The sequence below is a fragment of the Shewanella putrefaciens genome, from assembly GCF_016406305.1.
Lineage (GTDB): Bacteria > Pseudomonadota > Gammaproteobacteria > Enterobacterales > Shewanellaceae > Shewanella > Shewanella putrefaciens_C.
This window is the reverse complement of record NZ_CP066369.1, coordinates 1,033,481-1,048,846: the sequence shown is the minus strand read 5'-3', so window position 1 is coordinate 1,048,846 and position 15,366 is coordinate 1,033,481. Positions and strand designations below refer to the sequence as shown.

Below are 15,366 nucleotides of genomic sequence, written 5' to 3'. Positions count from 1 at the left end.
CGGCATTTAATTAAGATGGTTTTAACAGGCCAATAACCGGGTAAAGATATCGATGGCTTGTCTATTCGCAGGGATAGCGATTATTCTTCTTCGCCACCCGCAGCGGCACCTAAACGTTCTTTAATAGCCGCAGTGATTGGGCTAGCGCCATGGCCATTACCCTCTGCCCAGGCTTGAATCGTCATACCGTCCGCTTCGGGAACACTCAGTTCAGTAACCGACAGACGCTTCGCCACAAACTCACCGGCATCGTTTGCATTCGCGCCATAGGCTGTACGCAACAGGCTCTGACCATCACAGCTGATACCGCTATAAATCTGACGTAATTTTACGCGGCTTTCTTTTAACTTTTTACGTAAACGGTTTTTATCGTTCGCTTTTACATAGTCGCAGATACTGGCGACTAAGGGATCAGCTTCAGCGGCTTTTGCCGTTGCTGGAACAGAAACATAGCTAAAACCGATGAGTGCAGCCAAGGCTACAGGCATAAGACGCATCCGATACTCCTTAAATACTTTCTTATAATTTTGTTATCAATTTTGTATGGTCTACATAGATATCTAACGGATATTAGTCTCGTTGGTATTAGTATTTGGCGCTTAACCTAGATAACCCAGTTCAGTTATTCCGGTTTTACCGATACTCAATGCCCAACAACATCTAATACCTTAGACATATTGACAATCCATACGCACAGGGTACACAACAGAGCAGCTAATTTAACATTTTTTTGTCAAATTGATAAAGCGATATTCCAGCCCATCGGCATTTATACTCGATAAGGATTCCGTTTCCTGCCAATGCTCCTCATTCCATTCAGGGAAATAGGTATCGCCTTCAACCTCTAAGTCAATTTGAGTTAAGTAGAGGATATCAGCCTGGGGCAACACTTCGGCATAGAGCTGTCCACCGCCGATCACAACTAATTCTTCACAATCACCTGCAGCTTGCTTTGCCGCCTCGAAGGACGTCACACAAGTGACCCCTTCAATCACGAGGTCAACTTGACGCGAAATCACTATGTTATGTCGTCCAGGAAGGGGTCTACCTATGGATTCAAAGGTTTTGCGCCCCATCACCACGGGTTTGCCTAAGGTCATTGCTTTAAAGTGGCGCAAATCTTCTGGAAGATGCCATGGCATTTTATTGTTTTTTCCAATGACTCGATTGTTTGCCATCGCGGCTATCATAGCAATGCGCATGCTCACTCCTGTGTTGTGGGGATATTAGAATTATTGAATAACGGGACGGGTCCTAAAATACAGCAAACTCGGCAACGCGAGCCCAACCGATAAAGCACCCAAAATAAAGACAGTTTTTAAACCATTACTGATCACTTGCCCCGTCAACTCTTGACTCACCTGCGACTGGGCCGTCAACTGCACTAAGGCAATCACAGTATTAAAGGCGTAAGTACCAGGGATCATTGGAATAATGGCCGCGACAGCGTACATCAAAGGGGGGGCCAGATGACGCTTTGCAAATCCGATAGTGATAGTGCCTATGATCGCCGCAGCCGCAAAGGTTGCCCACTCAATAGGCAGACCAAATTGCAGCATTAAGGTACGCGAGCTGTGTCCTATCGCTCCGGCTAAGGCACAGTAGGGTAAAAAACGCTTGGGCACATTAAAAACCATGGCAAAACCCACGGCCGGAATAGCGGAAAAGAAAGCGTCATGGAGCAGTATCGTCAACAATTCCATCATAGAAAAATCCCGCCAAGTTGCATCGCAATGGTAATGCCAATCACGGATGAAACCGTCAGCAAGGTCGCGTGCCCCCAGCGGGAGATACCTACGTTCATATGCCCTTTCACCATATCCGAAATCGCATTAATCATCGGAAAACCCGGCACTAGCATCAACACACTGGCGGCCATGGCGGACTGCGGAGTTTCGCTTAGGGAAAACAGATACCCAGTTTGAGCAATTAAACTTGTCACAAAAGCGGTGACCGCAAAGTTGACCAGTAAATTAAAGTGACGTTTAGCAATCGCGAGACGAACCGACATCCCGACTGCCGAGGCAAAAAAAGTGATCACACTTGCCGCGATATCACCGCCAAATAGGTGACAAAAGCTCGCACAGGATAAACCTATCATAACGATGACGAGCAATGGAGGGTAAGTTTTAGGCTCAATGCGGGCAAGACGCTTACGGACCTCATTCGGCCCATATAAGCCCTTTTCGGCCAATAAGCAGATGCGTTGCAATTCACAGACTATAGTCATGTTAATACCATGCTCACGAATACGCCGGGTTGTTGTGATGCAACGACCGTGAACCAAACTGGTTAACACAAGGGAATTTGAAGAAATGGAAAGCTCAACGCTGGCAAGGCCCAAAGCCTGACCTAGGCGCTGACTGATTTCTTCAACTAAATCAGATTCTGCACCGTAGGCCAGTAACAGTTGTGCTACGCGCACAACCTGCCGAGTAATATCATTTTGAGTATCAGCGTACACGGCGTTCTCAAAACTAAGACATGAGTATTATCTTTGGTAGATCACTTCTACATCGTAGTCGTCATCATCAAAGTCGTCATCGAAATCATCATCATAATCTTCATTAATGGAATCAAGATTGGCTTGATGATAATTATCCCACTTGAACTCGACTTCATCGTCAGGATTAACTTCATTGTCTTCAGGTGGAAGACTCATAATATAATCCAGTAACTTCAAGGCTAGCTCTTTGGTGCCTTCGCGGTTATAGGCAGAGATAGTATAAACATCGCCTTCCCACTCTAGCTCTTTAACGATGCGCTCAACCTTCTCTTGCAGCTCTTCTTCGAGCAGCAGATCGGTTTTGTTAAAGACCAACCAACGCGGTTTACTCGCCAATTTAGGGGAGTACTTTTCAAGCTCACCCACAATGGCACGCGCCGATTCAACCGGATCGGTTCCATCGATGGGTTCAATATCAATGATATGCAGTAAAATGCGGCAACGCTCAAGATGCTTTAAGAAGCGAATACCTAAACCCGCACCTTCGGCCGCACCTTCGATAAGACCGGGAATATCGGCAATCACAAAACTCTGGCCAGGACGCGGATTGACCACACCTAAATTGGGGACCAAAGTCGTGAAGGGATAATCGGCAACTTTAGGCGTAGCACGGGACACGGCACGAATAAAGGTCGATTTACCCGCATTAGGCATACCGAGCAAGCCCACATCGGCAAGCAGTAATAGCTCAAGCTTTAAGCTACGGACCTCGCCGGGTGTACCTAAGGTCTTTTGCCGCGGGGCACGGTTGGTACTGCTCTTAAAACGAGTATTACCTAAACCATGGAAACCGCCCTTAGCCACTAAGAGTTTTTGGCCATGGGTGGTCAAATCACCGAGCACTTCCTCAGTATCATGGTCAATGGCACGGGTTCCCACAGGGACCTTTAAGATCAGATCTTTACCGCTGTGACCAGTACAATCACGGCCTCGACCATTTTCACCGCGCTCAGCCATGTGAAAACGTTCGAAGCGGAATTCGATTAAGGTGTTGAAGTTTTCATCGGCCTGCAGATAAACACTGCCGCCATCACCACCGTCACCACCATCAGGACCACCATCAGGTACATATTTTTCGCGTCGAAAACTTACGCAACCGCTACCGCCGTCGCCCGCTTCGACCCTAATTACTGCCTCATCGACAAACTTCATACTTACTCCTGGCATCGCTGAATGAGGGAATTATACCGTCTAACTTCATCGGTCGCCAAAAAACTCGAGATACTTTGCTCCCAATCTTACCTGCCAACACCCTCAATCCGGTAATGATTTACCAAATTCACCATTGATGCAGTGTAAATAGAAGCATAAAAAACAGAAAGCCCCACCAATGGCGGGGCTTTAACAGTATAAGCTAGGTTCGAAAATTAAGCTTCGATGCTAATAAACTTACGGTTATTAGGACCTTTAACTTCGAATTTCACTTTACCGTCGGTCAGAGCAAACAGAGTGTGGTCACGACCAATACCCACGTTTACACCAGCGTGGAATTTAGTACCACGTTGACGAACGATAATGTTACCAGCTAGAACTGATTCACCGCCAAAGCGCTTAACACCTAGACGTTTACTTTCTGAATCGCGGCCGTTACGAGTAGAACCGCCAGCTTTTTTATGTGCCATGAGTTAGACTCCTATTATGCGTTGATAGCAGTAATTTTAACTTCAGTGAACCACTGACGGTGGCCCATCTTCTTGTCGTGGTGCTTACGACGACGGAACTTAACGATAGTTACTTTCTCGCCACGACCATGACTTACTACTTCAGCAACGACTTTACCGCCAGCTACTAAAGGAGCACCAACGTGCACAGTTTCACCGTCAGCGATCAATAAAACTTGATCGAATTCAACAGTTGAACCAGTTGCAACTTCTAATTTCTCTAAACGAACTGTGTGGCCTGGGGCTACACGGTGTTGTTTACCACCACTTTGAAAAACAGCGTACATAGCTATTTTACTCCGATATTCCTAACACGCTGGCTCGCACTTTGGGGAGGCAGGGCGCTACAAAAACTTTATTGACAATGGGCGCGGAGTTTACGCGAAGAATCTATTTCTGGCAAGCCCTAATTAGGAAAGAATAAAAAAAGGCCGGAATAACTCGCACATTAGTAGTGCTAGTGCTGTCATATGTCGGAATTTTAGGTAAAATTCATTCTATATAACACGTGAGCCTAAAATAGAGGCCGGGTACGTAATGGCCCCACAACCAGAGTCTATTATGGATTTAAACGCTATTCGTCAACTGGCTGACACTGATATGCAAGCAATCAATCAGCTGATCTATAAACAGCTTGAATCAGATGTCGCCCTGATTAACCAGCTAGGTTTTTACATTATCAATGGTGGTGGTAAGCGTCTTCGTCCTCTACTGTCGGTACTCGCTGCCCGCGCAGTGAATTACGAAGGCGAAGCACATTTAAAACTCGCTGCCATTATTGAGTTTATTCACACTGCATCTTTACTACATGATGATGTGGTCGATGAATCAACCCTAAGACGTGGCCGTGAAACCGCCAATGCCTTATTTGGCAATAGCGCCAGCGTATTGGTTGGCGACTTCCTCTATACCCGTTCATTCCAGATGATGACCGAACTCGATAGCATGCGAGTGCTGCGGGTATTAGCCGATACCACCAACGTACTGGCTGAGGGTGAAGTGTTGCAGTTAATGAATTGCAATGACCCAGACACGACTGAAGCTAGCTATATGCGGGTGATTTACTGCAAAACGGCCAAGTTATTTGAAGCGGCCACTCTGCTTGCGGGCGTGTTGGCGGGTGCAACAGCAGAGCAAGAAACCGCCTTAGGCGACTACGGTAAATATTTAGGGACCGCCTTTCAGCTTACCGATGATTTACTCGATTACACCGCCGATAGTGAAGAGCTAGGTAAAAATATTGGAGACGATCTGGCCGAAGGTAAGCCAACGCTGCCACTCATCTATGCTATTGCCCATGGTACAGACGAAGAGAAACAGCTTATCCGCCACGCTATCGAGCAGGGTGATGGTACCCAAGCGATCGATAAAATTGTGGCCGCATTACATCACTGCGGCGCATTAACTTATACTCAGCAAAAAGCCATTGAAGAATCTGAAAAGGCCATTGCGGCACTCGCCGTATTACCGGACAGTGATTTCAAAGAGGCGTTAGTTTCCCTCGCCAAGATATCGGTTGATCGTAATCATTAATCAACACGCTTTAGCTTAGTCACATAAAAAGGCCTTGCTGAGCAAGGCCTTTTTATTATTTTGTTTTCTGGGTTTTAAACTTGCCACTCAATGGGCGCTTCTCCCCTGGCAGCCAGCAACTGATTCACTTTGGAAAAATGGCCACAGCCAAAAAAACCACGATAAGCGGATAGTGGTGATGGGTGCGGCCCCGATAACAGCTGGTGCTGAGGCGCAGTGATCACTTTGCCTTTTTTTATCGCATGGCTTCCCCAGAGCACGAAAATAATCGGCCGTTCCTGCGCATTAAGCAGCTTTAACGCTTCGGTAGTAAAGGTTTCCCACCCCGCATTGGCATGGGAATGGGCTTGGCCCTGCTCAACGGTTAATACCGTATTGAGCATTAAGATCCCCTGCTGTGCCCATTGGGTTAAATCACCATGGTTGGGAATATGAAACCCGGAAATATCATTGGCCAATTCTTTGTACATATTGGCGAGTGACGGTGGCGGTTTAATGCCTCGTTTCACCGAGAAACACAGACCGTGGGCTTGATTAGGGCCGTGGTAAGGGTCCTGACCAATCAGCACTACTCGCACATTTTCTAAGGGTGTTGTTTTAAATGCATTAAAAACATCTTCCTTGGGAGGGTAGATCACTTTACCCAATTGCCGCTCTTGATTTACAAATGCAATAAGCTGCTGGTAATAGGGTTGAGCGCATTGATTTTCAATAAAATCATGCCAAGTCGAAAGAGTCACCGTTATCATCCTCAAATTTCAATGTGCTTAGCTTAAAAGTCAGTGGCGACAATGACAAGCCAAGCGTTATTTTATTGTGGGTTCTCAATCAATAAGAGATGATTTTGATTTAAAAACAACAAGATTAAATGCTATAGTGCCGCCAACTATATATTGTCAATTTGTATCGTATGTCCACTCCAAAATTGAGCCAGCAGTATCAATCGGGTTTCACCTTAATTGAACTCGTAGTGGTGATCATAGTCCTCGGCATTTTGGCCGTTGTTGCTTTGCCTAAATTTATCAATGTGCAGCAAGATGCTCAAATCTCGACAGTAAAAGCCACAGGTGGCAACTTTAAATCGGGAATAAATTTGGCACACTCAGTCTGGGCTGTAAAAGTCGGCTCAGGCCCTAAAGAAGATTTACCCGTATTTGGCACAGCGCAATCCGAACAAGTCGATTTCAACAGCTTTGGCTGGCCTGCACAGCATTATATTTACGGGAATGAAGCCTCACCCGCTTTGGACAATGTAGAAGATTGCATCTCAGTATGGGAAGTGCTATTCCAAAACGCCCAGCCCAGCGTCTCGCGCCTTAATGAGGATGTCGCAGAAACCGACTACAAAGCCAGCTATATCAACCCACATCAATGCACTTACTTTTATCGGGCCAATGACAAACTGTCAGTCTATTACGACTCTAGAACGGGCACAGTAACAACCGACCTAGATCCCAATAGTTGATACTTAGCGATTCCTTCTTAGATTAATTAAGATAGAATCGTCCATCAGAATGTATTAATTTTCAGAGTGAGCACTATGACGGACGCGAGCAACACCACCATTTTTGAACTTGCCGATCAATTTATTGCCTTAGCCAACCAACTAAGCCAGCAGGAAGGAGATGTAGGTAAAGTCGGCACTGCACTGCGTTTTGCGGCGGCACGTTTTAATGCCTTCGAAGCGGCAATTAAATCTGCGGATTTAGGCGCAGAAAAAGACAGTGCCCTAGAATGGTTTAGCGGTGAATACCGCGAAATGCTCAATGATAATCTGGAAGACCATATCGCCAACCCACCCGTGATGCAGGATACATCGGCTAGCGCAGTCAACGATGATTCAGTACAAATGTTTAAGAGTTAATGGGCTTTCCCCTATACCGCAACATACTAACCTAAACGCCATCGATGGTGGCGTTTAGGTGCATATCAAAGGGTATAAACGACCCTTAACGCCAACAATATCAATACTATCCCCGAAAGCTTATCGATAAGCCCCGCTTTTTCCCGCAATTTAGGCAATACACTCGAGTGGGACAAAACTAATGCTATTAAGGTATACCAGAGCCCATCGACCACTAGGGGCGTTAACACTATAAGTGCTTGTCCGGTAAAACTATCTGCCACCATCACAAACTGGCTAAACAAGGCTAAAAAGAACAGCATAATCTTAGGATTGAACAGCGAAATAGCAATGCCATCACGGGCGGCGGTCAGTGTATCCGTGGCCTTCCCTGCGGCAAGTTTTGCCTGCATTCCACCGTTTGAGCGCAGCGCTTGGATCCCCATCCACGCCAGATATAAAGCGCCAAGAATAGCGATACCATTGAATATCAAGGGTGCTTTTTTAAGGACAACCGCAAGGCCCAATAGGGTCACTAGGGCATAAATTCCAATCCCAATGGAATGGGCCCAAGCGCAGACTATGCCCTTGCCCCGCCCACCACCTAAGGTATGGCGCACTACCATAGCTAAACTCGGCCCGGGTGACATAGCCCCCAGGCAACAAATAGCCAATAACCCTAACCAAGTACTAAAACTCATCCATATGCCTTTAAGAAATAAAAGTGCCTTTAAGGAATAAAAAGGCCCTCCAAAGGGCCTTAAACTAGGTTGCTATTCTAACATCGCCCCATCGAAGCGTTAACTCTAATCGGCGCAGTCTGTCGTCAATAGCGCTATTGGGGATGATAAAAAATCCGGAGACCTTTATTTTCACGCTGTACCTGCCCAAGCTTACAAAGAGTGCGCGATAGGCGCAAAAGCACAATTGCAACTGAATGCGTCAAAGGACTGATGGGCTCTCATCTGCGAATAATCCGATAAATTCACGCAGATTTAAGCTGTTAGCGACTAAGATAGCGCTTAGGCTATGGCAATTCTATGGACATTTATGGGCACTATCACTCTTATCAGTCTGGTTATTCTCTGCTTATTACTGGGCGCAATTCTATTACTGCTCTGGCAGCGACAAAAAGGCAAAGCCATTCCCCTAGCCGTGGTGTTTGTGTTGGGATTTTTTGCCCTAGGGCTCGGCGCTATCATTGGATTTGTAAATAAAGGCGAGGATTATCAAGCCTATCAAAAACTAAAATGGCACAGCCTAGCGCCGGAGAAAATCGCCCCTCTGGTTGCCCAAGGCTATACAGTGTTTGTCGATATCACCTCTGATTGGTGCACTATTTGTCAAACCAATAAAGCCGAAGTGACCCACAGGGAACAAATTGTCAATGCCTTGATGGCCGACAACATTATCCTGATGCAAGGCAACTGGAGTGAGGCCAACAAAACGATTGAGAACTATATGCGCCATGAGGGTATCCCCGGCACACCCTACAATAAGGTTTATGGCCCGGCGGCCCCCAATGGCATAGTGCTTCCCTCCAAACTCACCATTGCCGACGTACTCAATGCCATAGCTGCGGCAAAAGCTGGCTAACTTGCAATAAAAAAGGCTGCAGGGCAGCCTTTTTTGCTTACTTCACTTCAAATTTATAAAAGCGTTATTTCTAGAAAGGTGGGTTAGAAATTGCCTCTATAAACGGTTCTCACTTAAAAACAATTCGCACTTAGAAACGGTTTGTACTTAGAAACGGTTTGTACTTAGAAACGATAGTTCACTCGGCCATAGTAGTAGCCGCCGTTATAATCGAATGGTCCACTCTCATAGTACACACCACCCAATTGACCATAGGCGTAATCATCACCCATTTTTAGCTGTTGTGCTTCTTGGTCGAATAGGTTGTTAGCCCCCAACGCCAACGTTAGCCCATCGAGTAGTTCATAACTGACTTCAAGATCAACCGTCACAGCGGCATCAGCGACCTCAGAACCCCAATCAGAGGTATCATCGGCATGGGTTGCATAGTATTCGCCATAGTAGTTTCCACGCAGTGACACAGCTAACTTATCCCAAGACTGGACCCAGGTTAAGGTTGCACGGTGGGCAGGAATACCATCCTCCAATCGACGCACTTTGCCTTCATCTGTGGTCTCAGGATCGTATTTATCAACGCTAGTATCGGTCCAGCCATAGGCAAGACTGAACTTAGCATTACCCGACAACATTTCCGCATCATAGGAGGCTACGATATCAATACCTTGAGTTGTGGTATCGAAGTCGTTGGTGTAATAACTCACCCCTTGGATTAACTCAGGAAACTCAACCCCCGCCGCTCGCAGTGCATCATAATCTTCTGCTTTTACATCGATTTTGCTCGACTGGGCAATACGGCCCTCAACGGCAATGTTGTAGTAATCGACGGTTAAGAAAAAGTCTTCATACTCGTATACTGCGCCTAACGCATAGCTGACAGACTCTTCGGGCTCTAACACTTCTCCGCCATAGAATGCCGCCAATGGGTCTGTGGGTGGAGCGATAAAGGTTTGGATCAATTCGCCCTCAATAATCGATGTCTGTGTATTGATGACATTTTCTTGTCCCACTGTTGGCGCTCTAAAGCCCGTACTGTGTGAGGCGCGCAGTGACAATGCATCCGTTGCAGCATACTGGGCTGTCAACTTGTAATTTAACGTGTCACCGAAGGTCGAAAAGTCTTCATAACGCAGTGCGACCCCCACTAACCAGTCATCGCTGAGATAGGCTTCTAAATCCGTATAAATACCAATATTGTGACGGGAATTTTTACCGGCAGACTCAGGGCCAAAACCTTTAAATCCATGCGCACCAATGTTGAAACCTTGATCGGCATAGGGTCCGGCAATCCATGAGGCTTCATCACCTTGGGTTATCTCAAAAGATTCATTACGCCATTCAAAACCAGAAGCAAAGCTAATGTCTTCGATTCCACCTAAAGTAATAAAACGCGAGAAGTCGAGGTTAACGGTAGTTTCAACTTGCTCATAGGCACCAGTGTCGAAATCGATTGGGGTGTTTAAGCCTAATGATGGATTTAACGAATTTTTAAGACCGAAGCTGGCTTTGTTGCCGCCTGTACCAGCACTGAAATCGTAATTCCACTCACCGATATCGCCCTTTACACCAGCGAAGAAGGACATATCTTCAATAGTTCCAGTGAACTGCGGTGTATAACCACCGGGGAAAATTTGGTTCATGGCAAAACAATTTGGATCGGCAACCATGGCCTTATATGCATCAGTATCTAAGACGTTACCATCCGCATCGGGAATACCATCACCGTTAGTGTCAATCTTAGGAATGGGAACCACCCCACAGCTGGATTGATCTCCATTGACGGCACCGACTAACAGGGTTTGGCCACCATCGTTGGAGTACACATTACTGCGGTCCTGTGGATAACGGTAATAGAATCCCCCCACCGCATCGCGGGATGACAGGTTGCCGAAGGCGTAGGCGTGCATATTGGCATTAATGTCTAAGCCTGAATTGATAAAGACCGAATAGTCATCATTAATTTCAGGATTGCCCCACACTTGAGCGGGATCATTAATGGCGCTATTACCTTGTTCGGCTAAGTTAGCCGCATCGGGACGCTGCACACTACGGCTAGTCGCATCGGCATTTTTATATTGAAAGCTTAAGTTAACAAAACCATTATCGGTCAGCGGTAAACCAACATCGCCTTCTACCGTTGTCGTCGCACCATCACCTTCGTAATACTCACCCTGAGTCACTGTGATAGAGCCACCCTCGGAATTATCTTTTAAAACAAAGTTCATAACCCCGGCAATCGCATCCGAGCCGTACTGCGCAGCAGCACCATCTCGTAGCACTTCAACTTGTTTCAATGCTGAACCAGGAATAACAGAAATATCAGGGCCTTGGGCGCCATCGTTAATCCCACCACCCTGGAAGGCAATCACAGCAGCACGGTGGCGACGCTTGCCATTGACTAACACTAAGGTGCTGTCGGATGGCAGACCACGTAGGTTAACGGGACGAACTAAGGTTGCGGCATCGCTGATAGGTTGAGCGCGCGAATTGAAAGAGGGAATAGAAGTGACCAACATGTCTATCATATCGGTCGAGCCATTCTTCCTAAGATCGTCACTGCTAATGATATCAATAGGCACGGGGGAGTCACCGATCGAGCGTGGAGCCGCACGGGAACCTACAACCGCAATTTTCTCGACATTGTCATTTTTAACTGCGGTATCATCTTCTTCTGCCATTGCCTGCGGGCTTATCAAACTACCAGACAGTGCCAGGGTGATTGCCAGACTCACTGCACTCAGTCCAAACTTTTGCTTTTTTGAGGTCATCATTCTTCATCCCAACTGCTTATTATTTTTAGAATAACTGACCTGCTCGCCCCAATTTTGATCCCTAAAATCGGTAACTGCGGTCAATATACGTTATTTACATAACGGAAACATTCTTATAACAAAAGAAAAACATTCTCCAGCGAAAAATACAACCTTTGGGTAGTTGAAAATTTATTTTGTTTGATATCAATAACCTAAAGTCTAATATTTTTTACAGTCAGCAACCCCGTAAATGTTTTTAGCTCAGGATTACAAAGCAACTCACCGCATCCAGGATAAGCGCTATAAAACCAATCGATCGCGATATATCGCGAGTCGCATCAGCAGCGTATACTCATGCAGTAATCCACAACTTTGGTCCACCCCATGACGCCAGCATACGAACCCAAGCAAGCACTGGATAAACATTTTCTGCCGGAGAACCAATTACTGCTCAATGCCGTAGGTGAAGGTATTTATGGTTTTGATTTAAATGGAAATGCTGTCTTTATCAATCCGGCAGCCGAGCGCATGACAGGCTGGAAGAATGAGGAGCTACTGGGTAAAAACATCCACAACTGCCACCACCATAGCCATGCCGATGGCAGCCATTATCCCCAAGAGGATTGTCCGATTTACAACACCTTGAAGGATGGTATTACCCGTGAAATTACCCATGATGTGTTTTGGCGTAAGGATGGCAGCAGTTTTCCCGTACATTACAGTTCAACCCCGGTTTACCGTGATAATAAGCTCATTGGCGTAGTCGCGATATTTCGTGACATTAGCATTCAAAAACAAACCGAGCAGTCACTACGTCAAGCTCTAGCCCAAGTACAGGCACTCTCGGAACGACTCGCCTCTGAAAATCATTATCTACAAGCAGAGTTGGCAGACAAAACGGGTGATGTGGATATTTCAGGCAATAGCGCCGTCATTCGCCATATGATCCAACAATTGCATATGGTCGCGAATACCGACAGTACAGTGTTGATTTGCGGCGAAAATGGCACAGGAAAAGAGTTAGTAGCCCGCAACTTACACCAACTCAGTCGCCGTAAAGATAAACCGATGATCAGTGTTAACTGCGCCGCATTTTCGGCCTCCTTACTGGAAAGCGAGCTATTTGGCCACGAGAAAGGGGCATTTACCGGCGCCACGAGTCGCCGCAAAGGTCGCTTCGAGCTGGCCCACCAAGGCACCTTGTTCCTCGATGAAGTGGCCGAATTAAGCCTAGAAGCCCAATCTAAATTACTCCGAGTCATCCAAGAACAATCCTTCGAACGCCTTGGAGGCAGCGAAACCATCCAAGTGGATATTCGCTTAGTCGCCGCTAGCCACCATGATCTGCTCAAGCGGGTCGAACAGGGATTATTTCGGATGGATCTCTACTACCGCTTGAATGTATTCCCAATTCAAGTACCGCCGCTACGCTCTAGGCTCGATGATATCCCCGAACTCGTCGGCCATATACTGCATAACCTCAATCGAAAACTCGGTAAAAAAATTCTCGGCGTCAGCCAAAAGGGATTACAACAATTGATGGCCTATACTTGGCCAGGTAATGTGCGCGAACTGCAGAATATTCTCGAACGCGAGGCCATTCTCTCCCAAGGGGAGATACTGCATATTCATACTATGCCCACGGGCAACGTCACAGCAAGCCATTCACATCTTCAGCCACAGACTCTAGCGGAAGCAGAAGCGCTCCATATAGAACAAACGCTTAAGCGATTAAACTGGCGAATATCTGGCCCAGCGGGCGCCGCAAATGTACTAGGTGTGCCGCCGAGTACCTTAAGATCTCGAATGAAAAAACTGGGGATCCAGCGCCTATCGAATAGCAATTAGCTCACATCTATTCACACATCCACGATATATCGCCATTTAGCGATATATCGTGACAATTCAAAAGAATAAATATCATTTTATCGCTAAATATCAATAAATTAAGTTAATTTCATTCTTGGCCTGCCACTTGCTATAGGGGTTAAATCTTATTTAAGTCGTTAGGACCTCGATATGCCAAAGAGTGAAATAACCCCGAATGCGAACGCCACCCCTCCCTCAGCCAAGCACTATATTCCGATAAGGGACATATCAGCTCCACCCAACACAGCAGTGAATCACTCAAGTCGCATTCATTTCCGTGAGCAAAAAGGCTACTTTCAACGTCTTAGAACTATGATGAACAGCCTATTAATAGTGCTGTTTTTTGCATTGCCATTTATCTCCATCGATGGCCGCCAAGCGATACTCTTAGATGTGGACAAACAGCAATTCTTCTTTTTTGGGATCACACTCTGGCCACAGGACTTTACCCTGCTAGCGTGGATTTTTATTGCTGCCGCCTTCGGCCTGTTCTTTATCACAGTCTTCTGGGGCCGAGTCTGGTGCGGATATCTTTGCCCGCAAACCGCATGGACCTTTATCTTTGTGTGGATAGAGGCCCGTATCGAAGGCAACAGCAATAAGAGAAAACAACTCGACAAAGCGCCTTGGTCTGGCAGTAAAATCGGCAAACGCAGTGCAAAGCACTTACTCTGGGGGCTCGCCGCCCTGCTCACGGGCTGTGGTTTTATTAGTTATTTTATTCCTGCCCGCGAACTCTATCTGGATATATTCACCGGCAATGCCAGTTTCTGGGTCACGGCTTGGGTGTGGTTTTTCGCCCTTTGCACTTACCTCAATGCGGGTTGGATGCGTGAGCAAATGTGCTTACACTGCTGCCCATATTCACGTTTCCAAGCCGTCATGTTCGATGCCAATACTAAAACCGTCACCTATGATGCACAGCGCGGTGAGACCCGTGGCCCCCGAAAACGTAAACAAGAAATCCATCCCAATGAGCATGGGCTAGGTGATTGTGTTGACTGCAATTTATGTGTGGAGGTTTGCCCAACAGGCATAGATATTCGCAATGGCTTGCAATACGAGTGCATCAACTGCGGTGCCTGTGTCGATGCCTGCAATGAAACTATGTTGAAATTCGATTACCCACAAAATCTGATTGGTTATATCAGTGAAAACGAGCTTAAGGGGGGTTCCCATTCCTATTGGCGTTCACCGCGTTTTATCGGTTATGGTGCAGCCGTTATCATAATGCTGGTTGTTATAGGCTTAGACTTAACAAGCCGCAGTGAAATTCAACTTAACGTTATTCGTGATCGCCAGAGTCTCTACCGCGAAACGGTGGATAATAAAGTCGAAAATACCTACCAACTGAAAATTCGTAATAAAACGCAGCAAACCAAGCAGTATCAAGTCGCAGTGCTGAGTGAAATGCCCTTTAGCCTGATTGCCGAACCTATTATTACCTTGGCCGCAGGCGAGCAGTCTGAATATCCAGTAACAGTATTGGCGGATAAGGCGGCGATTCCCTCTGGGCGGAAAATAATCCAATTCTCAGTGACGGATATTCAAGAACCAAAGCAACAGGTTAGCCAAGAAACCGGATTCTTTAGCCCCTAGCACTAACTC

Annotated in this window: 16 protein-coding genes; 6 read left to right on the top strand and 10 right to left on the bottom strand. The window is 46.5% G+C overall.

Translation table 11 applies throughout. The features are described 5' to 3' along the window. Positions 1 to 80: 80 nt before the first annotated feature. The 7 genes from JFT56_RS04540 to rplU form a co-directional block, all read right to left on the bottom strand. The gene (locus tag JFT56_RS04540) at positions 81 to 497 is read right to left on the bottom strand and encodes a DUF3718 domain-containing protein (RefSeq protein WP_198782522.1); all 417 of its coding nucleotides are present in this window, start codon (positions 495 to 497) and stop codon (positions 81 to 83) included. A gap of 222 nt (positions 498 to 719) precedes the next feature. Continuing rightward, entirely contained in the window at positions 720 to 1,202 is a 483-nt protein-coding gene (folA, locus tag JFT56_RS04535; RefSeq protein ID WP_198782521.1) for a type 3 dihydrofolate reductase, read from the bottom strand. Positions 1,203 to 1,232: 30 nt separating this feature from the next. Further along, entirely contained in the window at positions 1,233 to 1,706 is a 474-nt protein-coding gene (locus JFT56_RS04530; protein WP_198782520.1) for a threonine/serine exporter family protein, read from the bottom strand. Beyond that, positions 1,703 to 2,464, bottom strand: a complete 762-nt coding sequence (locus JFT56_RS04525; protein WP_198782519.1) for a threonine/serine exporter family protein — start codon at positions 2,462 to 2,464, stop codon at positions 1,703 to 1,705. Before JFT56_RS04525 ends, JFT56_RS04530 begins: the two co-directional genes overlap by 4 nt. A 27-nt stretch (positions 2,465 to 2,491) precedes the next feature. Then, the gene (gene cgtA / locus JFT56_RS04520) at positions 2,492 to 3,658 is read right to left on the bottom strand and encodes an Obg family GTPase CgtA (RefSeq protein ID WP_198782518.1); all 1,167 of its coding nucleotides are present in this window, start codon (positions 3,656 to 3,658) and stop codon (positions 2,492 to 2,494) included. A 215-nt stretch (positions 3,659 to 3,873) separates the two neighbouring features. Continuing rightward, entirely contained in the window at positions 3,874 to 4,128 is a 255-nt protein-coding gene (gene rpmA, locus JFT56_RS04515; protein ID WP_007650346.1) for a 50S ribosomal protein L27, read from the bottom strand. 14 nt (positions 4,129 to 4,142) lie between these two features. Next, positions 4,143 to 4,454, bottom strand: a complete 312-nt coding sequence (gene rplU, locus JFT56_RS04510; RefSeq protein WP_007650348.1) for a 50S ribosomal protein L21 — start codon at positions 4,452 to 4,454, stop codon at positions 4,143 to 4,145. Positions 4,455 to 4,728: 274 nt separating this feature from the next. Here rplU and ispB point away from each other — a divergent pair, with 274 nt between their 5' ends. Next, the gene (gene ispB, locus JFT56_RS04505) at positions 4,729 to 5,700 is read left to right on the top strand and encodes an octaprenyl diphosphate synthase (RefSeq protein WP_198783494.1); all 972 of its coding nucleotides are present in this window, start codon (positions 4,729 to 4,731) and stop codon (positions 5,698 to 5,700) included. Between the two features lie 74 nt (positions 5,701 to 5,774). On the opposite strand, the gene ung is transcribed toward ispB, so the two are convergent. Next, positions 5,775 to 6,440 carry a uracil-DNA glycosylase gene (ung, locus tag JFT56_RS04500; protein ID WP_198782517.1) on the bottom strand — a complete coding sequence of 222 codons (666 nt, stop codon included), beginning with the start codon at positions 6,438 to 6,440 and terminating at the stop codon, positions 5,775 to 5,777. 170 nt (positions 6,441 to 6,610) lie between these two features. Here ung and JFT56_RS04495 point away from each other — a divergent pair, with 170 nt between their 5' ends. Both JFT56_RS04495 and JFT56_RS04490 read left to right on the top strand, forming a co-directional pair. Next, on the top strand, positions 6,611 to 7,165 hold the full coding sequence (locus JFT56_RS04495) for a type II secretion system protein (protein ID WP_198782516.1): 555 nt from the start codon (positions 6,611 to 6,613) through the stop codon (positions 7,163 to 7,165). 75 nt (positions 7,166 to 7,240) lie between these two features. Next, positions 7,241 to 7,564, top strand: coding sequence for a DUF3144 domain-containing protein (locus JFT56_RS04490; RefSeq protein ID WP_198782515.1), 324 nt, complete (start codon positions 7,241 to 7,243; stop codon positions 7,562 to 7,564). Between the two features lie 65 nt (positions 7,565 to 7,629). Here the strand turns inward: JFT56_RS04490 and JFT56_RS04485 are convergent, their stop codons facing one another. Further along, positions 7,630 to 8,244, bottom strand: coding sequence for a LysE family translocator (locus JFT56_RS04485; protein WP_198782514.1), 615 nt, complete (start codon positions 8,242 to 8,244; stop codon positions 7,630 to 7,632). Positions 8,245 to 8,593: 349 nt separating this feature from the next. Here JFT56_RS04485 and JFT56_RS04480 point away from each other — a divergent pair, with 349 nt between their 5' ends. Continuing rightward, entirely contained in the window at positions 8,594 to 9,139 is a 546-nt protein-coding gene (locus JFT56_RS04480; RefSeq protein ID WP_198782513.1) for a thioredoxin family protein, read from the top strand. A gap of 164 nt (positions 9,140 to 9,303) precedes the next feature. On the opposite strand, the gene JFT56_RS04475 is transcribed toward JFT56_RS04480, so the two are convergent. Continuing rightward, on the bottom strand, positions 9,304 to 11,907 hold the full coding sequence (locus tag JFT56_RS04475; protein WP_198782512.1) for a TonB-dependent receptor plug domain-containing protein: 2,604 nt from the start codon (positions 11,905 to 11,907) through the stop codon (positions 9,304 to 9,306). Positions 11,908 to 12,273: 366 nt separating this feature from the next. On the opposite strand from JFT56_RS04475, the gene JFT56_RS04470 reads away from it, so the two are divergent. Then, positions 12,274 to 13,737 (top strand): sigma-54 interaction domain-containing protein, encoded by a 1,464-nt coding sequence (locus tag JFT56_RS04470; RefSeq protein WP_198782511.1) that lies wholly within the window; start codon positions 12,274 to 12,276, stop codon positions 13,735 to 13,737. A gap of 171 nt (positions 13,738 to 13,908) precedes the next feature. Further along, a complete protein-coding gene (gene ccoG / locus JFT56_RS04465) occupies positions 13,909 to 15,357 on the top strand; it encodes a cytochrome c oxidase accessory protein CcoG (protein ID WP_198782510.1) in 1,449 nt (482 codons plus the stop codon). Positions 15,358 to 15,366: the final 9 nt, after the last annotated feature.